The sequence below is a fragment of the Guptibacillus algicola genome (genome assembly GCF_020171805.1).
GTDB classification, from domain to species: Bacteria; Bacillota; Bacilli; order Bacillales; family Guptibacillaceae; genus Guptibacillus; species Guptibacillus algicola.
The window spans coordinates 1,043,911-1,065,126 of sequence record NZ_JAIVAF010000003.1; the positions used below are offsets into that span (position 1 = coordinate 1,043,911).

Consider the following 21,216-nt stretch of genomic DNA (forward strand, 5'->3'; position numbering starts at 1 on the left):
TTCATTTAATGAATCCATATGAAGAATACATGAAACAAATGGCTCAGCCGATGCGTGATGAATTAACTTCAGCAGGCTTTGAAGAACTTACAACAGCTGATGAGGTAGCTGAGTTTGTAACTGGTACAAAGGGGACAACACTTGTCGTAATCAATTCAGTATGTGGGTGCGCAGCAGGTTTAGCACGACCAGCAGCGCGTGAAGCAATCGAAAGTGAAAAGAAACCGGACCACTTTATTACGGTTTTCGCAGGTCAAGACCGTGAAGCAACGTCAAAAATGAGAGAGTATTTAGAAGGGTACGAGCCTTCTTCACCATCTATGGTGTTAATGAAAGATGGTCAGGTTCTGCATTTCATTCCTCGTGAGGAAATTGAAGATCATGAAGTGGAAGAAATAGTGGAAAACCTTACAGGTGCATTTGAGCAATATTGCTAATAGCTAATACTCCACTCTATCTATAGAGTGGGGTTTTCTTATAGAAAATCGTTTGGAGGTATTTGTGATGGAACATGTATTTGAGTTAAAAGGAAGCTACAAAGGCGGAAGGAAAGGAAAAGGTGAGGTCCATTCTGAGAATTTTTCAGCAGATGTAACGATTCCAACCTCAATGGGAGGATTAGATGAAGGTACGAATCCTGACGAACTGTTACTAAGTTCTTCTGCTGCTTGTTATTTTATGACGCTTGGACTTTATCTTGAAGCGAAGAATATTTCTTTCGAGGATATTAAGATATCTTCTAAGTTAATTGTAAGTGAAGAGGGAAGAGTCCATGTCGAGTCCATCCATCATTATCCAGTCGTTTATTTAAATGAAACACCAGATGAATCGCTTAGAAAAAGGATCTTAGACATAGCAGATCGAGCAGAAGATGGTTGTATGATCACTCGAGCGATCAAAGGAAACGTAAACGTATTTGTAGAACCATCGATCGAAATCGTCTAACATCCTAATTGTCATTCCTCCAATTGGACATTAATAAATGTAAAACCTGCTATTTGCATTCTAGCGAGAATTTATTATAATAATATTTTGGAGCGGGTGAACGATTCTGTTATAGAAACAGTGGAATAAAGGAGATACGATTATGAGCAATAAAGACTACCGCGTATTATTGTATTATAAATATGTACAAATTGATAACCCAGGTGATTTTGTAGAGAAGCACCAAGAATTTTGTATTGAACATGATTTAAAGGGTAGGATTTTGGTGGCTGAAGAAGGGATCAACGGTACGGTTTCAGGAACAGTAGAACAAACACAAGCATACATGGACATGATGCACGCTGACGAACGATTTAGTGACCTTTTCTTCAAAATTGATGAGGCTGAAGAACATGCATTTAAAAAAATGCACGTCCGTGAACGTCCTGAATTAGTAACACTTCGTTTAGAAGATAACCACAATCCAACACAAGTTGGTGGGAAGCATCTAAAACCAAAAGAATGGCGCGAAGCGATGCAAGACGAAGACGTTATTATCCTTGATACTCGTAACGACTATGAGTACGAGCTAGGGCATTTCAAAGGTGCCATCAACCCTGATATTAAGAACTTCCGTGATTTACCAGAATGGGTACAGGAAAACCTAGCTGACAAAAAAGACAAAAAGATACTGACTTACTGCACGGGTGGTATTCGATGTGAGAAATTTACTGGTTGGATGATCAACCAAGGATTTCAGGATGTGAACCAGCTTGATGGTGGAATCGTCACATATGGTAAAGACGAAGAAACAAAAGGTGAATTCTGGGACGGTAAATGTTATGTATTTGATGAGAGAATCTCTGTTCCTATCAACCAAAAAGATCATGTGGTGGTAGGTAAAGATTACTTTACTGGTGAGCCATGCGAACGATATGTAAACTGTGCAGATCCAGACTGTAATAAACAAATTATTACTTCTGAAGAAAATGAGCATAAATACTTGCGTGGCTGTTCTCATGAATGCCGCGTATCCGAACGAAATCGTTATGTAGAAGAGCATGGATTATCTGAAGAAGAAGTGAATGAGCGTATTCAAGCGATCATGAAAGAAAATATTCAACAAGAAGTATAATAAAAGCTAGCTGTCCACTTTGACAGCTAGCTTTTATTTTTTGTCATATCTCATCTTATTCACTTTTAGTAAGTGATCCACTTTAGATAGTCTTAAGTCTTCAAGTTTTTCTAACAGCTGATGCAACGTGAGTTCCATCTTACATAGTGCCTGGAACAAATCACCATGTCTTCGTTCTTTATTGCTATCAGAAAGACTGATATAGCCTTCTAATAGACCGGGGAGTTCAGTCGACAACATTCGCTTTACTGTGTGGCGCTCTTCTATATCGAGAAGATCTAGTTCTGGTAACATCGTATTGAGGAGATTAACAAGCCGATTCGATCTAGATTCAATGACCCCTTTAATAGCTGGGTTTGTTATAAGGTGCTCGATTACCTGGATATGTTCTTTTAATGTAGCGTCAACTTTTGATTCGACCACAACGTGCTCTGGACCGATCAAAGCCTGATCTAATTGTTTCATTCGATTAAATATCCCAGAAAAATAAGGAGAGCGTTTGACGCTTCTCTTGATAATTCGTCCGCGATCGTTAATTAAAATCAATCCCTGCTTGCATTTGCCATGTTCTCTCGTAGACTTCATTTGTCGTTCCCATTGAATATAAAACTTCTTAGGGGTAGAAGAGCGGCTTTTTTGACTGTCATACCCAGAGAAAAGAATGATGTTTCTTTTGATTTTCAAGAAAATCGTAAAACCTTTTTCAGTGCGTTTCCATTTCGCTTGTTTATCAGCTCCTGAAGATATTCGGTGAATGAACTCATCTAAAAGCTGCTCAGCAAAGGTAAGAAATTCATTCGAACCAACGTCTTGCAATAACGTTGATTCAACTGTTTTAAATCTGGGAGGCAAAAATTTCTCCACCCATTGATATTCAGGAGAATCGAGTAGCCTCACATTAATTCCCTCCAGTCTTATAGACGGTCAGCAGCTTCAGAAAGCTCCTTTTGCTTTACTGTCGAGCCGTCGAGCTTAAGCTTCATTTCATTGTTTAACTCTTCCATCTCTGTAATGAACAATTTCCCACTATCGATGATGCGAGCATTTGATTTTTCAGTAATATCGATCGCTTCAAATACATCATTGTACGCCTTTCTGAACGATTCGATTGCAATCGCAGGTTTTTCAAGAGTTTTTATCGTTTCTTCTGTGTTTTGTTTAAGCATTTCTGCATTTCGAAGGAGCATCGATTCAGTTGCCTCATTTACATTTTGAACCGCTGAAATAACCTTCTGCTGATTTCCTAGAGCTAGCTGAATGGAAGCAGTAACGGTGATTATATTTTTGGTCATTGTGACTGCATTGAAAATCGCTTCCTCAAGTTTCTCATTATTTTCTATAATCAGATCAACAGAAGCCATCGATTGTCTTAACACCATAACGGCTTGAGACATATTCTTCACACGGCTTACCACTTTTTGCTGGGCTTTTTGTATGGGTAATGGATTTTCTTTCCATTGGTTTTTTGCAGCTTCTTCGTCAAGCATGGTCATTAGCGTCTGGCCAAGCTCCATTTGATCTTCAAGTCCGACAATTCTTTCTTTAGCAACGTCCTTAAGTTCTCTTAACATCAAGTTATCTTCTTGTAGCTTATCTCTACCTGTTAGAAGTGATTCAACGATTACTTCTACTTGTGATTCGACCGTTTTATACTTTTTTGCATATTGTTCAATTTCATTTCTACCAAGTACTTTGTTTAAAAGTTTGTTTATCTTCTTTTTCTTTAAGTAGGTTGGCTCAAGCTCTGAGACGTGTTCTCTTAATTTATGAAGGTTCTCAGGAAGATCATTATCAGGTTGATCAATCATTCCTTTAACAGGGCGCTTAAGTGCTTCTAACGATTGCCCTGCGTTTCTCTGAGCGTCTTCGCCTAGTCCTGACAAAGATTGCAAGATTTTATCAGAGTCATCTTCATGATAAAAGCTTTGAATGATTTCTTCTGCTTTCTCACGCTGTTTATCGTTTTGTTCTGATAGATTGTTCATGTATGTCACTCCTTCAAAAGAATGAATGGTAATTGCTTCGTGTACTATCTTATACGATGAATAGAACAAAAAGTTTCAAGAACCTGTCAGCAATCTTAATTCCCAACATCAATTAGAAACAAACTTTTTAAAGAACAGATGTGTTGCAAGTAAGAAACGCTGGTGATATGTTTTAAACGGTAAGAATTCTTGATGGGGAAGTGAAGTCAAATGAAGAACGTGAAAGTATATACTCAGCCAGCTTGTCCGCCTTGTGAGTTTGTAAAAAACTATTTCGATATGCATGGCATAAATTATGAGCTTTTAAATATTAAAGAAGATCAGGCCGCGCGAAACGAACTCATCCATACTCATGATGCATTGTCTACTCCAACGATCGTGATCGATGGAGAAGTAATCATTGGTTTCGATCAAGGACGTATCGATGAATTGTTAGATATAACATCATAATTTGTATTAATCGTAATTGAACCATGATAAGTAGTCAACTGAAGGAAGGTGCCTTTTTTGATAGAAAAGTTCATTCGTAACAAACGTGAAGAAGAGTTATATAATTTAGCACATGCAATCAGTGCTGAATTACGTGAATATGCGAACATAATCGATGAGAATGCAACGATTCCAAAGTCAGTGGTTGATCGTTTCAGAACATCGGGTTACTCAGCATTACCCGTTCCTACTCAATATGGCGGGGGTGACCTTTCTTTATATGAATTGGTTTTGATTCAAGAGGAGCTCGGTAAAGGAGAAGGGGCGACAGCTCTTTCGATTGGTTGGCATCTAGGAATATTGAAAGATTTAAATGACCGTAGGCCTTGGAACGAGGTTACGTTCGGCAGGCTATCGAGAGATGTAGTCGAAGGGGCAATCATTAATCGCGCGCAAACAGAAGAAGAAACCGGAGATCCGACAAGAGGAGGCCTCCCTGTAACGATGGCAGAAAAAGAAGCATCAGGTTATCGAATTACGGGGAGAAAGACATTTACTACTCTAAGTCCCCACCTTGATCAAGTTATTGTTAAGGCCACGGTAAAAGATACTGACGAAGCAGCAGATTTTCTCGTGTCAATGGGCGATGAAGGCGTATCAATTGATGAAACATGGGATGTTCTTGGGATGCGAGGAACGAGAAGTGATGACCTTGTTTTACAAGACGTGTTTGTGCCTTCAGAGAGGCTACTAGAAGTTTATGATAAAGAACGCAAAACAAAATCTTTACCTCCTGGCTGGTTGTTACATATACCTGCCGTTTACCTTGGTATTGCTGAAGCAGCCAAGCAAGAGGCGATAGAATTTGTAAATTCGTACCAACCGAATAGTTTGGATACGTCTTTGAAAGAAGTTCCGCACATTCAAGATAAATTCGGTCAAATCTCGTTGAAACTATTAAGTGCACGACATTTCCTATATTCGGTTGCAGATCAATGGGATAAGTATCCTCGGCAACGAATGACGATGCAATCTCAGTTATTCGCTGCGAAACACCAAGCTGTTAATGCGGCATTAGACGTTGTTGATCTCTCCATGCGGATTATTGGGGGACGAAGTCTAATGAAGAAAAACAAGATTGAACGTTTATATAGAGATGTTAGAGCGGGACTTCATAATCCACCAGGAGATGAATTAACTCTTCAAGTTTTAGCTAAGAGTGAATTGAATTAGAGGGGGTTATGGTGGAATAAGTTTCATATGGTTCGGTTTTTTGGAAATAAGACCTTCGATTTCCTATTGAAAGGAGATTGAAAATGCTCTAACCTTTCTAACTGTGACGTTGAAGCTATTTAGAAGGGGTGGGGCTAAGTGAGAAAACAACTATCATTATTGATGATCATGAGTCTTTTCTTGAATTTATTATCCTACCAAACTCATCAAGTAGAGGCGGTTACGTTAGTTAAGGCGGAATCTGAACTTCCAACTAGGAATGAGGAAACACCTTCTTCACAATCAAAACCAGACCCAAACACGAAACATGAGGTTGCATTACGAATGAACCTACCTATATACAATATGGAAGACGTGAAAGAAGTAAAAGGCGAGCAACTAGCAGTAAAGAAATATTCCGTAGAGGAAGTTGAAATGCTAGCGCGTTTAATAAATGGTGAAGCAAGAGGGGAATCCTTCGAAGGAAAAGTAGCAGTAGCAGCCGTTACGTTAAACAGAGTTCGCTCTTCTAAATTTCCTAATTCCATAAAAGAAGTGATTTTCCAGAGTGGAGCATACACTGCTGTTTCTGATGGCCAGTATAGTAAAAAGCCTGGGAAGAAAGCATATCACGCAGCATATGAAGCATTGCTAGGAGAAGATCCAAGCTCTGGGGCATTGTTTTATTATAATCCAAAAACAGCAACAGACAATTGGATTCGAAGCAGGCATATTATCAAGACAATCGGAAAACATGCATTCACAAGATGAAATCCTCCAGACTCTGGAGGATTTTGTGATATCATCAGGTTGTGAAAGCATTAGTTTTGGTGAAGGAGTGAAGGAATCATGTCAGATGGAAAGTCTTTTGCACAAGGAGACCTCGTTACGGCGGGTTACAAAACAGGTAGATATATAGGTGAAATCGTTGATGTTAAAACCCCTAAGGCAGTTGTGAAAATACTCGCTGTCATCAAACACCCAACTCAAGGAGATCTGCATAATCCTAAGCAGCTTGATGTACCGTTGTTTCATCAGCGTAAAGCACTTTCACAGTATGAAAAAGCGCTTGTTCCAGTATCAGCGATCAACCATTATGATGAAGAAGTTCCAGACTACCATGAATCATTAAGAGAAGCGGTTGAAACGCAAGCGAATGAGTTGAAGCATGAAGGTGGGCGTTGGGCTGAAGCATCATTGATCGAACTTGAAAAGCTTAAAGACGACTATTTCACATCTTAATCCTCACCTTTACATTACATCAGAAATCAGGTAAGATTTATTACTGATTTTAGAACTCGCAGAAGGTGGTTTTTGACTTGCAATCAGAAGCTTCAGCATATCAAGTGCTGTTATTTTATAAGTACGTAGAAATTGAAGACCCTGAATACTTCGCTCGGAAACATCTCAAATTTTGTAAATCCTTAGATTTAAAAGGAAGAGTGCTTGTAGGAAAAGAAGGCATAAATGGTACGGTTTCTGGTCCAAAAGAATGTACACAACAATACATGCATGAGTTAATGAGTGATCCACGATTTGCAGATATTGAATTTAAAATCGATGAAGCAGATTCGCACACATTTAAAAAAATGCACGTGCGTGCACGAAACGAGATCGTATCACTTCGTCTAGATGAGGATATCGACCCAAACGAAGTAACAGGAAATTATTTAGAACCGAAAGAGTTTATGAATGCTCTTGAAAGTGATGATGTGATCGTAATCGACGCGCGAAATGATTATGAATACGATATCGGTCACTTTAGAAATGCGATTCGACCTAATATAAAAGCTTTTCGCGAACTACCTGAATGGATTGAAGAGAATCTCTCAGATCAAAAGGATAAGAAAGTTCTTACCTATTGTACAGGAGGAATTCGTTGCGAGAAGTTTTCAGGCTATTTGAAGAAAAAAGGGTTCAACGACGTATCGCAGCTTCATGGTGGTATCGTGACATATGGCAAAGACCCTGAAGTACAAGGGAAATATTTTGATGGGAAGTGCTTTGTATTTGATGACCGCCTGGCTGTTGATGTAAATCAAACGGATGATGCTAAGGTTGTTGGAACATGCTATCACTGTGGTACTGAGGCTGAGACGTATATTAATTGTGCGAACGTTCAGTGTGATAAACTTCACATCGTTTGTGATAAATGTCTAGAGTCTCATCAGCGTTATTGCTCAACCGATTGTAAAGAGGTTGCATTGTCACATCAATAAGGTCTAGAAGCACAGTGTCCGGCACTGTGCTTCTTTACATACTAGAGGAAGGCGGCGTGGGATGTATGTGTTTAATAGCTGTTGCCATTGAACAAAACCCGAAATACCCATTTATTCTGATTGCAAATCGAGATGAATTTTACGAGCGACCGACTGAAACAGCGCATTTTTGGAATGATCATCCAAACCTTCTTGCGGGTAGAGATCTAAAAGCTTATGGAACATGGCTAGGTGTAACAGTAGAAGGAAAGATTGCTGCCTTAACAAATTTTCGAGAGCCTACAGAAACACATAAGGAAAAGTCGAGAGGTGAACTTCCTGTTAATTTTCTTACTAGAAACGTGCATGCTTACGACTATATGATCAGTCTGCAAAGTGTGAAAGATAGCTATAATGGGTTTAATCTATTTGCAGGTCACTTCAATGAGTTATATTATTATTCAAATCGTGAAAATGAAGTCAGAAAAGTACCAGAAGGCATTCACGCAGTAAGTAATCATCTATTGAATACGAGCTGGCCAAAAGTAGATCTTCTAAAAGAGTATTTTTCTAATTATCTTTGTGAAAATGTTGAACCTGATCCAGAGAAACTATTAACATTACTAGATCATGCCGAACCAGCACTCGATCGAGATCTCCCCGATACAGGGATTCCATTAGAATGGGAGAGGATGTTGTCGTCTATTTATATTAATTCAGATACTTATGGAACGCGTGCCCAGACCGTCGTTATAGTATCGAATGATGGTGAGGTAACGTTTATGGAAAAAGCTAATGAAAAAATAAACAAGTTTCAATTTTTCATCGATCCTTCATAATACGTGCTTTGCCGGAATACATTATATCTTACCTTAACAATTACCAATCAATTATGGTAATAAAGACCTGGTTTGAAAAAGGTCTATCATGGGTAATTAAGAGTTACTAAGTATGAGGAGGGGTTTTATTGAAACGAAAGCGTCACTATGTTGAAGAACAGCTATTAAGGGAAGCCTCAAATATTCGTGAGTATCGAAAGTTGGATGTAGAAGTGATACCGAAGAAATACCCTGAACGCAGTGCGCCTACAAAGAAAAATAAAACTCTCGTCAAAACGCCAGTATAAGCAGGGGAAACACTCCTGCTTTTTTTATTTCAAAAAACTATTGCAATACATAAGATTAATTGATATTATAAATCTTGTCCTCATAAGACAACTTCTTTCGACAAACAATTAATGAAATTAACTGTTGACGAAGGTAGACAAGTAGTTATATAATGTAGAGGTCGCTGTTTATTTGGAGGATTAGCTCAGCTGGGAGAGCATCTGCCTTACAAGCAGAGGGTCGGCGGTTCGAGCCCGTCATCCTCCACCATTCTTTTTGACTTATTCAGGAAAATACTTCGCCGGTCTAGCTCAATTGGTAGAGCAAGGAGCATAACTTCTTCGAATCGGCATCGACTTGTCTTGACGCAGCTAGCTTCAGAGCGACACTAGTAGAGGAAGAGACAACGGCTGAATAAGCTTCAAAATACTTCGCCGGTCTAGCTCAATTGGTAGAGCAACTGACTTGTAATCAGTAGGTTGGGGGTTCAAGTCCTCTGGCCGGCACCACACGCGGGTGTGGCGGAATTGGCAGACGCGCTAGACTTAGGATCTAGTGTCTTACGACGTGGGGGTTCGAGTCCCTTCACCCGCACCATTTTAATGATAAAGTATTATTTATGCGCCCGTAGCTCAATTGGATAGAGCGTCTGACTACGGATCAGAAGGTTAGGGGTTCGACTCCTCTCGGGCGCGCCATACATATTTGGGGCCTTAGCTCAGCTGGGAGAGCGCCTGCCTTGCACGCAGGAGGTCAGCGGTTCGATCCCGCTAGGCTCCACCATAATGGAGGAATACCCAAGTCTGGCTGAAGGGATCGGTCTTGAAAACCGACAGGGGCTTAACGGCCCGCGGGGGTTCGAATCCCTCTTCCTCCGCCATTTGCGGGTGTAGTTTAGTGGTAAAACCTCAGCCTTCCAAGCTGATGTCGTGGGTTCGATTCCCATCACCCGCTCCATTATAGTGGCCCGTTGGTCAAGCGGTTAAGACACCGCCCTTTCACGGCGGTAACACGGGTTCGAATCCCGTACGGGTCACCATTTTTATAAGAAGCTTACGAGCTTCTCACCCAAGGGTTCTCCTGCAGATGTCTTTTCATCGATGATTATTCAGCAGGACTAGCTAACGCGTCGGAATCCCGTACGGGTCACCATCTACTTAAAAACTTCATCTATGAAGTAAACGGCAGCACACTCAATGAGGTGCTTTTTTTGTTGTTCAAAAAGAACCTCTCACGTGGAATGGGCATACAGTGTCTATATCAAGTGAGAAGGGATGGAACATATGTATAGTGAAGAACATGAACACATTGAATACCACATTCATACCTATAATACCCCTAGGCAGCAACAGCAGGTGATGCAACCACCTTCAAGTCCGCCATCGACTGCGCCACAAATGCCACAGTCTCAACAGGCTGGAACTCAAGCTGTCGATCCATTTGCGATCAGAGGATGTTTATACCGCTACACCTATATTTGGATGAAAGGTGGAAATAGGTTCTGGTTTTGGCCTGTATATGTTGGACGCAGGTCCGTTTCAGGTTTCAGATGGACGGGGCGAAGATGGGTGTATACAGGAATTGATCTAAACAGAATCGAAATGTTTACTTGTTAGAACATCGAGCGCTTTTTAATTAAAGCGCTCAAATTATGTCACAGAATATTCGAAAAACATCTGGCATTTTATTCATCTTCATGGGACAATATAAGAAATCTTTTCATGAGAAAGTCAGGTGTAGACGTTGAGTTTTCCATTATGGACAAGAAAGCTATTTGTAGCATTCGTAGCTGTAATCACACTAGGAACAGTCATACCAACTGAATATTTACAGGATGTAAAACCTGAACGGACTCAAGAAGCAAGTTACGAGAAAGACATTTCGTCGCACGTTGTTGAAGCGAAGCCTTCTGATCTATATGACGACATAGAGTCTAGTCCATTAGATTGGCCAGACATCGCTGCGTTTTCACCATCTTCTGAAGTAGTAAAAGGATTCGTCACTTACGCATCCCAACGAACAGAAGAGTTAGGAATGCAAAAGTTCGGTGATTCAATCGCTAATCGTGTAGGCTCTGAATACATAAATTTAATCGTTCCTAAAGTGAATGAGGTCATTACATCTAAAGTTGAAGAGTTGGATGTTGATGCCGTTCGTTCGCTTCGCTTGACGGATAATCCTGCTGGCGGTTACGGTGAACGTATTGTACATGTTTACAACGAACAAACTGGTGATGACTTGATGAGGTTTCATGTTCGACGTGACCATCCACCTCAAGAGGGGTACTGGTTCAACTTCCATTATCATGACGCTAACGATAATTTTAGTGAGCATCATGAAGTGGGTAAAATTTATTGGGATAAAAACACTCCGCCAAAATGGCTCTCATAGAGAGGCATGCGGGGTGTTTCTGTTTGAATGGAAGGAGAGTGGGCAAGTTGGAACTCTTTCAATGTATAAGAGATGTTTTTGAGGAAGACCCTTTAACTGGTTCTGAAAGTGGACGAAAACTTTTCAAAAAAGGAAACTTTTACCCAGCTTATCAAGACGATCATGATAATTGGGTAACTGTTGATGATGAAGGTGAGCAACACATTATTGCAAGTGGTGAGACACCAATAGAGGATTTTTGGTTTTTATATCGATTTCGAATCGCATAAGAAAACGCTGCTCATATGAGCAGCGTCACTTACTTCTTTTTAGGGCGCGCATTTTGCGGGCCTCTCTTTTTATTCATTTGAAGAGCATCTTCACCGTTTTTAACGCCCTGTTCACCTGTTTTCGGGTCATAGCCATTGCGATTTTTCATTGAGTAATCCTCCTTTTAAGAGTGTCACTCAATACTATGCCCTGATCAATCTTAAATTAAAACATTGGGTTTTCTTCTATAAATTGATAGACATTACGAACAAGCTCATCTGAAGAAGTAGCCGTTACTCGCTCGCCATTAACGAGACAATACATTTCCTGACTACATAATGTGCAGTGTCCTAAACAAGAATATTCTAATACGTCTAAATCGTGATCTTTTTCGAGGATTTCCATTGCTTTATGTGAACCACTCGATAGATTGCTCATGCAAAATTCAACGATTGGATTCATAATATTATCACCTCAATACAAATTGCAATATTTACACTTCATCCATTTTATCAATAAGGAATGGAAAAGAACAACCATTTGCATATGAGCATAATAATAATCAATATTCAGTAAATAAGATATACTAGTTTGTAGAGAATTTGGTTTATTTTTCGAAATAAAGGAAAAATAACATAATGAAGTTTTAAGAGGAGGGTCATTATGTACAAAGCAGTTATCGTAGGAACAGGACCAGCAGGATTAACAGCTGCGATTTATCTAGCAAGAGCGAATATGGAACCACTCGTAATAGAGGGACCAGAACCAGGTGGCCAGTTAACATTAACAACGGATGTTGAGAATTTTCCTGGGTTTGCTGATGGAATACTAGGCCCGGAGTTAATGGAAAATATGAAGAAGCAGGCTTTACGGTTTGGAGCGAGGATTGAAAGAGGTTGGGTTAAGGACATTGATTTTTCGAAAAAACCGTATACATTAAAGACGGATACGCTTGGTGATGTGGAAGCAGAATCGGTGTTGATTTCGACTGGTGCTTCTGCAAAGCTTCTAGGTATTCCAGGAGAATCAGAGAACATGGGCAGAGGTGTAAGTACGTGCGCCACATGTGATGGCTTCTTCTTTAGAAATAAGAAGATTGTAGTTATAGGTGGAGGCGACTCTGCTATGGAGGAAGCTACTTTCCTTACTAAATTTGCTTCTGAAGTTACTATTCTTCATAGAAGAAACGAACTTAGGGCTTCAAAAATTATGCAAGAGAGAGCAAGAAACAATGAGAAAATCACCTGGAAACTAAATTCCTCACCGGTTGAAGTTGTCTCTGATGGAACTAAAGTAAAAGGCATCAAAGTAAAAGACAGTGACTCTGGAAACGAAGAAACCATTGAAACAGATGGTATTTTTGTAGCGATCGGTCATAAACCGAATACGGATTTCTTAAAAGGTAAGATCGATATGGATGATAAAGGATATATCAACGTAGAACCAGGAACAACTCGTACGAATCTCCCAGGAGTTTTCGCATGTGGAGATGTGCAGGACTTTACTTACAGGCAGGCGATTACAGCAGCAGGCACGGGGTGTATGGCTGCTATGGACTGCGAAAGATTTCTTGAAGGAAATGCATTTATTGATTGGAGCATGTAAGGAAGAAACGGAGGGAGAGAACCCTCCGTTTTTTTATTCGATGTCTAAATAATTTATGCTATCTTTGATTCGGTCTTTCTTAGGTATCTTTATTTCGAGGATACCATTTTCATATTTTCCTTTCATATTCTCCATTGAAAAGGCATATGGCAGCTTAATAATCCTGCTCGTACTCGAATATGCTCTTTCCTGTTTGTAGTACTTTTGCTTATCATTTCGTTCTTCTTGAAAACTGTCTGATTCAATGGAAATACGGATTCCATCGCCTAAGGGCTCTACTTTTATTTGTTCTTTTGCGATGCCAGGAAGTTCAGCTTCAACGATAAAAGCCGTATTCGTCTCATACAGATCAACTCGAAACGCTTGCTGTGGAAGAAGGTTAGAAAACGGATCTTTAAAGAAATCATCAAATGTACTCAGCCAATTTTGAAGGTTTGGATCTTGAAGGTTCTTCGGAAGTTTGTCTCCTTTTCCCATTTCACAATCATCCTTTCCTTAATTTCTCATATAACATATGATGTGTGAATGAGAACGTTCCAGTGGTACAATAATTTATAGCGCATGTATAGGAGGGAAAGCATGAAAACATATTTACAGCTTTGCGAAGAAATATTACATAACGGAACTAAAAAGTCCGACCGAACAGGGACAGGAACAATCAGTGTATTCGGACACCAAATGAGGTTTGATCTGCAAGAAGGTTTTCCTGCTTTGACTACGAAAAAACTCCACTTACGTTCGATCATCCATGAGCTTCTATGGTTTATTAAAGGAGATACAAACGTTAAGTATTTACAGGAAAACGGAGTACGGATTTGGAATGAATGGGCTGATGAAAACGGAGAGTTAGGACCTGTTTATGGTCATCAATGGCGTTCATGGACTGGTGGCGACGGTGAAACCGTAGACCAAATCCAAAAAGTTATCGAGCAAATAAAAACAAATCCAAATTCTAGAAGAATGATTGTAACCGCATGGAATCCATCTCAAGTAGATGATATGGCGCTTCCTCCATGTCACTGTTTGTTCCAATTCTATGTCGCAGATGGGAAACTTTCATGCCAACTGTATCAGCGTTCAGCTGACGTTTTCCTAGGCGTGCCATTTAATATCGCTTCTTACGCGTTACTTACCATGATGATGGCTCAAGTTTGTGATTTAGAGCCTGGAGAATTTATTCATACACTAGGGGACGCTCACATTTATAACAATCACTTGGAACAGGTTGAGTTACAGTTAAAACGAGAGCCAAGGAAATTACCAAAGATGAACATTAACCCTGAAGTGAAATCATTATTCGACTTTACTTTTGATGATTTTGAGCTAACCGAATATGATCCGCACCCTCACATAAAAGGAGAGGTATCTGTATGATTTCCTTTCTTCTTGCGATGGATGAAAACAGATTGATCGGTAAAGATAACGACTTGCCTTGGCATTTACCTGCAGATCTCAAATACTTTAAGAAAATGACGATGAATAAATCGATTGTGATGGGTAGAAAGACGTTTGAATCGATCGGTAAGCCTCTACCTGGAAGAGAGAGCTACGTCATTACTCGACGTGATTTAACGATCGATAACGTCACGATTCTGCATTCGATTGACCAATTTTTAGAAATGGTAGAAGAAGATAATGAAAAAGAATGGTTCGTTATTGGAGGAGCAGAGATTTATCGGCAGCTCCTACCATACGCAGACCGTCTATATATTACTGAAATACATGAGGAATTTCAGGGCGATGCTTACTTTGCTGAACTTAAGGAGGAAGACTGGGTAGAAAAGTCTAGAGACCAACATACGAAAGACGATAAGAACTCTTACGATTATGATTTTGTCGTTTATGAAAGAGTATAAAAAGAACTCCGGCATGTGGATGATCCATGTGGCCGGAGTCTTTTTTTACACTTATTTTTCTGGTCTAGGACCTGCATCATCAAGCCCAGAACTTTCTAACGTCATTGCGGGCTTTACCTCACAGTCACCATTAACTCGAACTTGACAAGATAAGCGCAGGTTTTCTTCAACGCCTTTCCGTTTAAAGGCTTCTTTTTCAATTTCAGTTAGTTCTCCGAACTCTCCATCAAGAACTTCTACACGGCATGTCGTACATTTTGCTTTTCCACCACAGCGATGAAGAATATGAACATCATTATCCTCAAGTGCTAGTGTAAGTTTTGTTCCATCTGCTACTTCGAACGTTCCATAATCTGGTACTGTTACTTTTGCCAAAAGAAATTCCTCCTTTAATAAAATAATGTTCCCCACACCTTTCTATCATAGCCGAAATGAGCGTGTAATTATAGGGTTTACTACCAAATGCAAAAATACGTCGAAAAATGCTTAAAGTTGTCAGGTTGGGGTAAAGAAGTACTATTGAATGATCGGATGGAGGAGAATTCAAATGGATAAAAGATATTTCACAGTGCAAGAAGCAAATGAATTAATTCCAAAATTAAAACGTGAATTATCAAGCTTGAAAAGAGTTACACAAGCTTTCAGTGAACATTATGAACAATTAGAACAGCATAAAAAGACATTGCTTTTTCGAAAGAAAACAAAAGTAGATGATGATATATTGTTTAAGAAAGAGGCTAGGATGGAATTCATGGAATTTGAAGCTCAGACGTTTATCCGAAATATATTGACCATGGGTGTAAAGATAGTCGACATCGAAAGTGGTATTGTTTCATTTCCATCTATTAAAAATGAGGAAGAGGTTGAGTTATTCTGGCATGAATCAGAAGAAGCTGTGTCCCTTTCACGAGACCACCTGCATGCCCCTGAACTAACAAAAGAAGATGATTAATTCGATCACAAAACCAAAATTTCACATACCGTATTGAGAATAGAAATTTAAATTCTGAACACCTTATCATTAGTGGAGGTGAAGATAAATGAAAAATCCTAAGCAAGCACACAAACATGAAACTGAATTTGCAAGTGAACTATCTGCAGACCAAAACAACAACAAAAAACATAAGAAGAATAAGAAACAAAAAAAGAACGCTTAGTGAACACTAATCAAAGATAAAGGCTGTCGAGGAGTACTTGACAGCCTTTTTGTATTTAATCTACATAAACGATAGCATCGGTATTGCAAATTGACTTCGCATTGTTATCTCAAAATCGAACGAGGTAACAAGAAGCATAAATAACGAATTAGTTTCCTTATAAACACAAAAAGGGTAAAATAGAAAACAGACTAAAGAGAGAAAAGGATGAGTGTCATGAGCTTGCTTCAAGCTGAGAATATTACCAAATCTTATGGAGATAAAACTCTTTTCGATGGGATAACTTTTTCATTGGAAGAACGACAAAGAATTGGTTTAATTGGCGTAAATGGGACGGGGAAATCATCGCTACTTAAAATCTTAGCTGGGCTTGAGTCAGCAGACAGAGGAGAACTTTTTCACGCTAACTCATTTCAAGTTGAATACCTTCCTCAAGATCCAACGTTTAATGAGGAGAAAACGATTCTCGAAACGGTGTTTGATAGTGATGTACCATTATTCAATGCAGTAAGGAATTATGAAGAAGTGCTTCAAAAAGTAACGGTAGACCCTGAAAATACTGATTTCCAGGATCGTCTTCTCGCTGTGCAAGAAGAAATGGACCGTCTAGATGCATGGGATTTTAATACAAAAGCGAAATCCATTCTAACGAAGCTTGGATTAACGAAATTTGACTCTATGGTTCATACGCTATCTGGAGGTCAGCAAAAACGGGTTGCATTGGCAAAAGCGTTTATACAGCCTGCAGATCTTCTAATTTTAGATGAACCTACCAACCACATCGATCACGATACAGTTGAGTGGTTGGAACAGTATCTTAGTACATACTCAGGTACACTTTTACTTGTAACGCACGATCGTTATTTTCTGAACCGTGTGACAAACCGTATTTTTGAATTAGACAAAGGTCGTTTGTTTGAATATGGCGGGAATTATGAAACGTTCCTCGAACAAAAAGCACTACGTGAAAGTAGGGAACAAAAAGAGGCGCATAAACAAAGCAAGTTATTACAAAGTGAACTAGAATGGCTGAAGCGTGGAGCAAAAGCAAGAACAACAAAACAAAAAGCTAGGAAGCAGCGAATTGAGACGATGAAGGATGAGCCTGAGTATAAGACAGAGGGAAATGTTGAAATGGCGATTGGTTCTAGTCGACTCGGAAAGAAGGTCATCGAGGCAGAGGATATTACGAAAGCGATAAATGGACAGCCTATTACAGACCATTTTAGCTACCTCGTTCTACCACAAGATCGGATTGGAATAATAGGTGCGAACGGTTCAGGTAAAACAACGCTTTTAAAAATGCTTGCTGGCAGGATACAACCGGATAGCGGTACTGTAGAAATTGGCACGACTGTGAAAATTGGGTTCTATACCCAGCAAAACGAAGGGCTCGATGAATCGCTTAGGGTGATTGAATATATCCGAGAAGGCGGAGAACAAGTACGCTTACAAAAAGGTGGAAGCATCACAGCCTCACAAATGTTGGAACGCTTTCTCTTCTCTAAAGAATTGCAATGGACGTATGTTTCTAGATTGTCTGGAGGAGAGAAAAGACGACTTTATTTACTCCGTATACTGATGGAGGAGCCTAATGTTCTTTTCTTAGATGAACCTACAAATGACCTTGATGTTCAAACTCTGTCGGTATTAGAAGATTATTTGGCCGAATTTCCAGGGGCGGTCATTACAGTTTCACACGATCGATACTTTCTAGACAAAATTGCTGAACAGCTTTTTGTATTTGAAGGAAATGGTGAAATTGACCATTATTATGGTTCCTACACCGATTATCTAGACGTAAAAAAACGCGAGAAAGAACTTGAGGCTGAAGAAAAGAAAATTTCCTTACCACAAGAAGAAGCAAGGAAAGAGAAACCTAGGAAAAACAAGCTGTCATATAATGAAAAGAAAGAATGGGAAACGATTCAACAGACGATTGAAGACATCGAACTGAAAATAGAAAACGTGAAAGATGAAATCACTAAATGTGGAAGTGATTTTGAGAAAGTAGATAAGCTCTATAAAGAAGAGCAGGCATTAACGATGGAACTAGAGGAAAAGATCGAGCGCTGGTCAGAGCTGTCTGAGAAAATAGATTAAAAATGTAACCACCTGTAAATTAGGTGGTTTTTTTCATGTTTAGAAAATATTGAGAATTCATGATATAATTATTCGGAAAGTTAAGAATTAAATGAAAGGAGAGAAAGTTTGAGACTTTACTTATCAGTAGACATGGAAGGAATTTCTGGCATTGTAGATGATACGTTTGTCGATTCGTCGAAACGAAACTATCATCGTGGCCAAGAGCTTATGACTCAAGAAACAAACTATGTGATCGAGTCTGCTCTAAGCAGCAGGGTTGAAGAAGTTACCGTCAATGACAGTCACTCTAAGATGAACAATCTGCTTGTGGAGAAGTTACACGAGGAAGCAAAGCTTATTTCCGGAGATGTAAAACCGTTTTCGATGATGGAAGGATTGGACCATACATATGACGGGGCAGGATTCATAGGCTACCACGCGCGCGCATCTTTAAAAGGAATCATGTCTCATTCAATGATTCATGCAGTTAAGAACTTTTATGTTGATGACAAAGTCGTTGGTGAATTAGGTATGAATGCTTTTGTTGCTGGATATTACGGAGTCCCGGTGCTATTTGTAGCTGGAGATGACAGAGCGACAGCAGAGGCAGAAGCACTTATTCCGAATATCACGACGGTAACCGTTAAGGAAACGATTTCTCGTTCGTCGGGACTCGTGCCATCGCCACACAAAACTGGGCAGCTTTTAAAAGAGCAAACTACTTTTGCGATTGAAAATCGACGCCGCGTCGATCCGTTAGTTCCTCCAGAGAAGCCTGTTTTACGAATTGAATTCACGAATTATGGGCAAGCAGAATGGGCAAGTATCATGCCTGGAGCAGAAATTGAAAATGATACGGTCGTGAAGTTTCAAGCAAAAGATATGCTAGAAGCCTATCAAGCTATGCTTGTTATGACAGAATTAGCATCAAGGACGACATTTGGTTAGAAAGTAGGGGTTATTATTGGCGAAGTACGTTGCTAATCGATTGTTCGCCATGCTCATTACGCTTTGGATAATAGTGACGATCACATTTTTCTTAATGCATGCCATTCCTGGCTCACCATTTAACCAGGAGCGGAATACAAGCGAAGCTGTTCAACAAAATCTTGAGGCACACTATCATTTGAATGAACCTGTCTTCGTGCAATATTTTATTTATTTAAAATCTCTTGCAACGCTAGATTTTGGTCCCTCTATTAAACAATCATCAACATCTGTTAATGAAATGATTGGAAGAGGTTTCCCTGTTTCAGCGGAGTTAGGTATGTTGTCATTAGCAATTGCGGTTATTTCTGGGGTTATTCTTGGAATTTTCGCTGCTCTTAAACATAATGGCACCATCGATTACATAGCAATGACGTTTGCTGTGATAGGGATTTCAGTTCCAAACTTTATTATGGCTACATTGCTTATTCAACAGCTTGCTGTTACTTGGGAGATATTCCCTGTCGCGACGTGGTCCTCACCAATGCACATGGTTCTGCCTGCAGTTGCCCTCGCTACTGGGCCAATGGCGATCATCGCGAGGTTGACTCGCTCAAGTATGATAGAGGTTTTGAATCAAGATTATATCCTAACAGCAAAAGCAAAAGGAATGTCTACTTACCAGATAGTAATGAAGCATGCGATGAGAAATGCACTTCTACCTGTCATTACGATCCTTGGAACCCTCGTTGCAGGAGTATTGACCGGAAGTTTTGTTATCGAGAAAATCTTTGCAATTCCTGGAATGGGAAAATACTTTATTAATGGAATAAACGATCGAGATTATCCAGTCATAATGGGGACAACCGTTTTTTATAGTGCATTCTTAATCATGATGCTATTTATTGTAGACATCGCATACGGCATTCTCGATCCTAGAATTAAGCTTCACAAGAGGGGGAATTAGTCGTGTCGTTACCAGAGAAATCAAATCAAAAAACACCTTATACACCTGACGACTTGTTTGTCCCTCTTGAGACATCATCATATGACGCAGATCGTATCGCAAAACCTTCGATTTCCTATTGGAAAGATGCTTGGATGCGCTTAGCTCAGAATAAGCTCTCGATGGCAGGTTTAATTGTATTGATCTTACTAGTATTAATGGCCATTTTTGGTCCGATGATGTCACCATATTCTTATAGTCATCAAGTATTAACAAACGGCAACCAAGCTCCATCAGGCGAGCATTGGTTTGGTACTGACAACCTCGGAAGAGACATGTTCACAAGAACATGGAATGGCGCACGTATTTCACTCTTTGTAGGCTTTATGGCAGCCATCATCGACTTTATTATCGGGGTAGCGTATGGAGGTTTTTCAGGCTATAAAGGTGGACGAGTTGATAATTTCATGATGAGAATTATCGAAATCCTTTACGGTCTTCCATATCTATTAATGGTCATTCTTTTGATGGTCGTTATGGGACCTGGACTATTCACGATCATCGTAGCCTTAACCGTTACAGGGTGGGTTGGAATGGCAAGGATTGTTCGGGGACAAGTTTTGCAATTGAAAAACTCAGAGCATGTTCTTGCTTCTAGAACGTTCGGTGCTAGTGCTGGTCGAGTTATTCGTAAGAACCTGCTTCCGAACACCATGGGACCAATCATTGTTCAAATGACGTTAACAGTTCCTACAGCTATATTTGCGGAAGCATTCCTAAGCTTCCTTGGACTTGGGGTTCAAGCTCCTATCGCAAGTTGGGGTGTTATGGCGAACGATGGGTTGTCTGTTATTTTATCCGGTCACTGGTGGAGGTTATTTTTTCCAGCATTCTTTATTTCATTAACAATGTTTGCTTTTAACGTGCTTGGAGATGGATTACAGGATGCTTTAGATCCGAAGTTACGAAGATAAGAGGATAGTAGAGCTCTCTTTTTGAGACACTTCTCTA

The 21,216-nt window shown here is 39.7% G+C and carries 25 protein-coding genes, 8 tRNA genes and 1 pseudogene; 29 read left to right on the forward strand and 5 right to left on the reverse strand.

Translation table 11 applies throughout. The annotated features are described in order from the left end of the window. Nucleotides 1-8 precede the first annotated feature (8 nt). From LCM09_RS12975 to trhO (LCM09_RS12985), 3 genes are all read left to right on the forward strand, one after another. Nucleotides 9-437 carry a BrxA/BrxB family bacilliredoxin gene (locus tag LCM09_RS12975; RefSeq protein WP_224882451.1) on the forward strand — a complete coding sequence of 143 codons (429 nt, stop codon included), beginning with the start codon at nt 9-11 and terminating at the stop codon, nt 435-437. 67 nt (nt 438-504) lie between these two features. After that, a complete protein-coding gene (locus LCM09_RS12980; RefSeq protein ID WP_224882453.1) occupies nt 505-945 on the forward strand; it encodes an OsmC family protein in 441 nt (146 codons plus the stop codon). Nucleotides 946-1,087: 142 nt separating this feature from the next. Next, nucleotides 1,088-2,059: an oxygen-dependent tRNA uridine(34) hydroxylase TrhO gene (trhO, locus tag LCM09_RS12985; RefSeq protein WP_224882454.1), complete on the forward strand. Its 972-nt coding sequence runs from the start codon at nt 1,088-1,090 to the stop codon at nt 2,057-2,059. A 33-nt stretch (nt 2,060-2,092) separates the two neighbouring features. Here trhO (LCM09_RS12985) and LCM09_RS12990 read toward each other — a convergent pair whose 3' ends face one another. Together LCM09_RS12990 and LCM09_RS12995 are read right to left on the reverse strand one after the other, a co-directional pair. Then, nucleotides 2,093-2,911 (reverse strand): hypothetical protein, encoded by an 819-nt coding sequence (locus LCM09_RS12990; protein WP_224882456.1) that lies wholly within the window; start codon nt 2,909-2,911, stop codon nt 2,093-2,095. A 62-nt stretch (nt 2,912-2,973) separates the two neighbouring features. Further along, the gene (locus LCM09_RS12995) at nt 2,974-4,044 is read right to left on the reverse strand and encodes a toxic anion resistance protein (RefSeq protein ID WP_224882458.1); all 1,071 of its coding nucleotides are present in this window, start codon (nt 4,042-4,044) and stop codon (nt 2,974-2,976) included. A 210-nt stretch (nt 4,045-4,254) separates the two neighbouring features. Here LCM09_RS12995 and LCM09_RS13000 point away from each other — a divergent pair, with 210 nt between their 5' ends. From LCM09_RS13000 to LCM09_RS13085, 18 genes are all read left to right on the forward strand, one after another. Continuing rightward, nucleotides 4,255-4,494: a glutaredoxin domain-containing protein gene (locus LCM09_RS13000; protein ID WP_224882459.1), complete on the forward strand. Its 240-nt coding sequence runs from the start codon at nt 4,255-4,257 to the stop codon at nt 4,492-4,494. A gap of 57 nt (nt 4,495-4,551) precedes the next feature. Next, a complete protein-coding gene (locus tag LCM09_RS13005; protein WP_224882461.1) occupies nt 4,552-5,706 on the forward strand; it encodes an acyl-CoA dehydrogenase family protein in 1,155 nt (384 codons plus the stop codon). 138 nt (nt 5,707-5,844) lie between these two features. Continuing rightward, a complete protein-coding gene (locus LCM09_RS13010; RefSeq protein ID WP_224882463.1) occupies nt 5,845-6,456 on the forward strand; it encodes a cell wall hydrolase in 612 nt (203 codons plus the stop codon). A 78-nt stretch (nt 6,457-6,534) separates the two neighbouring features. Then, nucleotides 6,535-6,927 (forward strand): kinase-associated lipoprotein KapB, encoded by a 393-nt coding sequence (kapB, locus tag LCM09_RS13015; RefSeq protein WP_224882465.1) that lies wholly within the window; start codon nt 6,535-6,537, stop codon nt 6,925-6,927. Between the two features lie 77 nt (nt 6,928-7,004). After that, the gene (gene trhO / locus LCM09_RS13020) at nt 7,005-7,904 is read left to right on the forward strand and encodes an oxygen-dependent tRNA uridine(34) hydroxylase TrhO (RefSeq protein ID WP_224882467.1); all 900 of its coding nucleotides are present in this window, start codon (nt 7,005-7,007) and stop codon (nt 7,902-7,904) included. A gap of 65 nt (nt 7,905-7,969) precedes the next feature. Beyond that, the gene (locus tag LCM09_RS13025; protein ID WP_224882469.1) at nt 7,970-8,722 is read left to right on the forward strand and encodes an NRDE family protein; all 753 of its coding nucleotides are present in this window, start codon (nt 7,970-7,972) and stop codon (nt 8,720-8,722) included. 128 nt (nt 8,723-8,850) lie between these two features. Continuing rightward, nucleotides 8,851-9,009, forward strand: coding sequence for a hypothetical protein (locus tag LCM09_RS13030; protein WP_224882471.1), 159 nt, complete (start codon nt 8,851-8,853; stop codon nt 9,007-9,009). Nucleotides 9,010-9,183: 174 nt separating this feature from the next. Beyond that, nucleotides 9,184-9,259, forward strand: a tRNA-Val gene (locus LCM09_RS13035). A 163-nt stretch (nt 9,260-9,422) separates the two neighbouring features. Next, nucleotides 9,423-9,498: transfer RNA gene (locus tag LCM09_RS13040), tRNA-Thr, on the forward strand. A gap of 3 nt (nt 9,499-9,501) precedes the next feature. Continuing rightward, nucleotides 9,502-9,586: transfer RNA gene (locus tag LCM09_RS13045), tRNA-Leu, on the forward strand. A 24-nt stretch (nt 9,587-9,610) separates the two neighbouring features. Further along, a tRNA-Arg gene (locus LCM09_RS13050) sits at nt 9,611-9,687 on the forward strand. A 9-nt stretch (nt 9,688-9,696) separates the two neighbouring features. Continuing rightward, nucleotides 9,697-9,772, forward strand: a tRNA-Ala gene (locus tag LCM09_RS13055). A 4-nt stretch (nt 9,773-9,776) separates the two neighbouring features. Further along, nucleotides 9,777-9,869: transfer RNA gene (locus LCM09_RS13060), tRNA-Ser, on the forward strand. Between the two features lie 3 nt (nt 9,870-9,872). Beyond that, nucleotides 9,873-9,946 (forward strand) — tRNA-Gly (locus LCM09_RS13065). Between the two features lie 7 nt (nt 9,947-9,953). Then, nucleotides 9,954-10,028 (forward strand) — tRNA-Glu (locus tag LCM09_RS13070). A gap of 244 nt (nt 10,029-10,272) precedes the next feature. Further along, entirely contained in the window at nt 10,273-10,605 is a 333-nt protein-coding gene (locus LCM09_RS13075) for a transporter (RefSeq protein ID WP_224882472.1), read from the forward strand. 127 nt (nt 10,606-10,732) lie between these two features. Continuing rightward, nucleotides 10,733-11,380 (forward strand): YpjP family protein, encoded by a 648-nt coding sequence (locus LCM09_RS13080; RefSeq protein WP_224882474.1) that lies wholly within the window; start codon nt 10,733-10,735, stop codon nt 11,378-11,380. A gap of 38 nt (nt 11,381-11,418) precedes the next feature. Then, nucleotides 11,419-11,649, forward strand: a complete 231-nt coding sequence (locus LCM09_RS13085; protein WP_224882475.1) for a hypothetical protein — start codon at nt 11,419-11,421, stop codon at nt 11,647-11,649. A gap of 205 nt (nt 11,650-11,854) precedes the next feature. Here the strand turns inward: LCM09_RS13085 and LCM09_RS13090 are convergent, their stop codons facing one another. Continuing rightward, nucleotides 11,855-12,094 (reverse strand): YuzB family protein, encoded by a 240-nt coding sequence (locus tag LCM09_RS13090; RefSeq protein ID WP_224883044.1) that lies wholly within the window; start codon nt 12,092-12,094, stop codon nt 11,855-11,857. 198 nt (nt 12,095-12,292) lie between these two features. On the opposite strand from LCM09_RS13090, the gene trxB reads away from it, so the two are divergent. Then, on the forward strand, nt 12,293-13,234 hold the full coding sequence (gene trxB / locus LCM09_RS13095) for a thioredoxin-disulfide reductase (protein ID WP_224882477.1): 942 nt from the start codon (nt 12,293-12,295) through the stop codon (nt 13,232-13,234). 33 nt (nt 13,235-13,267) lie between these two features. On the opposite strand, the gene LCM09_RS13100 is transcribed toward trxB, so the two are convergent. Continuing rightward, on the reverse strand, nt 13,268-13,711 hold the full coding sequence (locus tag LCM09_RS13100) for an Hsp20/alpha crystallin family protein (protein ID WP_224882479.1): 444 nt from the start codon (nt 13,709-13,711) through the stop codon (nt 13,268-13,270). A 102-nt stretch (nt 13,712-13,813) separates the two neighbouring features. Between LCM09_RS13100 and LCM09_RS13105 the strand changes: the two genes are divergently transcribed. Together LCM09_RS13105 and LCM09_RS13110 are read left to right on the forward strand one after the other, a co-directional pair. Further along, a complete protein-coding gene (locus LCM09_RS13105) occupies nt 13,814-14,608 on the forward strand; it encodes a thymidylate synthase (RefSeq protein WP_224882481.1) in 795 nt (264 codons plus the stop codon). Beyond that, nucleotides 14,602-15,090 (forward strand): annotated as a pseudogene (locus LCM09_RS13110) (dihydrofolate reductase); the annotation flags it as partial. The gene LCM09_RS13105 and the pseudogene LCM09_RS13110, both read left to right, overlap by 7 nt. Before the next feature lie 51 nt (nt 15,091-15,141). Here the strand turns inward: LCM09_RS13110 and LCM09_RS13115 are convergent. Then, nucleotides 15,142-15,465 (reverse strand): 2Fe-2S iron-sulfur cluster-binding protein, encoded by a 324-nt coding sequence (locus tag LCM09_RS13115; RefSeq protein WP_224882484.1) that lies wholly within the window; start codon nt 15,463-15,465, stop codon nt 15,142-15,144. A 172-nt stretch (nt 15,466-15,637) separates the two neighbouring features. On the opposite strand from LCM09_RS13115, the gene LCM09_RS13120 reads away from it, so the two are divergent. The 5 genes from LCM09_RS13120 (at nt 15,638) to LCM09_RS13140 (ending at nt 21,179) form a co-directional block, all read left to right on the forward strand. Further along, nucleotides 15,638-16,042, forward strand: a complete 405-nt coding sequence (locus LCM09_RS13120) for a DUF2203 domain-containing protein (RefSeq protein WP_224882485.1) — start codon at nt 15,638-15,640, stop codon at nt 16,040-16,042. Between the two features lie 421 nt (nt 16,043-16,463). Next, nucleotides 16,464-18,350, forward strand: coding sequence for an ABC-F family ATP-binding cassette domain-containing protein (locus LCM09_RS13125; RefSeq protein ID WP_224882487.1), 1,887 nt, complete (start codon nt 16,464-16,466; stop codon nt 18,348-18,350). A gap of 108 nt (nt 18,351-18,458) precedes the next feature. Further along, a complete protein-coding gene (locus LCM09_RS13130) occupies nt 18,459-19,280 on the forward strand; it encodes a M55 family metallopeptidase (RefSeq protein ID WP_224882488.1) in 822 nt (273 codons plus the stop codon). 16 nt (nt 19,281-19,296) lie between these two features. Further along, nucleotides 19,297-20,226, forward strand: coding sequence for an ABC transporter permease (locus LCM09_RS13135; RefSeq protein ID WP_224882490.1), 930 nt, complete (start codon nt 19,297-19,299; stop codon nt 20,224-20,226). Between the two features lie 2 nt (nt 20,227-20,228). Beyond that, nucleotides 20,229-21,179 carry an ABC transporter permease gene (locus tag LCM09_RS13140; RefSeq protein ID WP_224882491.1) on the forward strand — a complete coding sequence of 317 codons (951 nt, stop codon included), beginning with the start codon at nt 20,229-20,231 and terminating at the stop codon, nt 21,177-21,179. The last annotated feature ends 37 nt before the right edge of the window (nt 21,180-21,216 follow it).

Coding starts and splice junctions, on each gene's coding strand:
- LCM09_RS12975 (WP_224882451.1), top strand. CDS start 9: ATGAATCCATATGAAGAATACATGAAACAAATGGCTCAGCCGATGCGT.
- LCM09_RS12980 (WP_224882453.1), top strand. CDS start 505: ATGGAACATGTATTTGAGTTAAAAGGAAGCTACAAAGGCGGAAGGAAA.
- trhO (WP_224882454.1), top strand. CDS start 1,088: ATGAGCAATAAAGACTACCGCGTATTATTGTATTATAAATATGTACAA.
- LCM09_RS12995 (WP_224882458.1), bottom strand. CDS start 4,044: ATGAACAATCTATCAGAACAAAACGATAAACAGCGTGAGAAAGCAGAA.
- LCM09_RS13000 (WP_224882459.1), top strand. CDS start 4,255: ATGAAGAACGTGAAAGTATATACTCAGCCAGCTTGTCCGCCTTGTGAG.
- kapB (WP_224882465.1), top strand. CDS start 6,535: ATGTCAGATGGAAAGTCTTTTGCACAAGGAGACCTCGTTACGGCGGGT.
- LCM09_RS13025 (WP_224882469.1), top strand. CDS start 7,970: ATGTGTTTAATAGCTGTTGCCATTGAACAAAACCCGAAATACCCATTT.
- LCM09_RS13075 (WP_224882472.1), top strand. CDS start 10,273: ATGTATAGTGAAGAACATGAACACATTGAATACCACATTCATACCTAT.
- trxB (WP_224882477.1), top strand. CDS start 12,293: ATGTACAAAGCAGTTATCGTAGGAACAGGACCAGCAGGATTAACAGCT.
- LCM09_RS13100 (WP_224882479.1), bottom strand. CDS start 13,711: ATGGGAAAAGGAGACAAACTTCCGAAGAACCTTCAAGATCCAAACCTT.
- LCM09_RS13105 (WP_224882481.1), top strand. CDS start 13,814: ATGAAAACATATTTACAGCTTTGCGAAGAAATATTACATAACGGAACT.
- LCM09_RS13120 (WP_224882485.1), top strand. CDS start 15,638: ATGGATAAAAGATATTTCACAGTGCAAGAAGCAAATGAATTAATTCCA.
- LCM09_RS13125 (WP_224882487.1), top strand. CDS start 16,464: ATGAGCTTGCTTCAAGCTGAGAATATTACCAAATCTTATGGAGATAAA.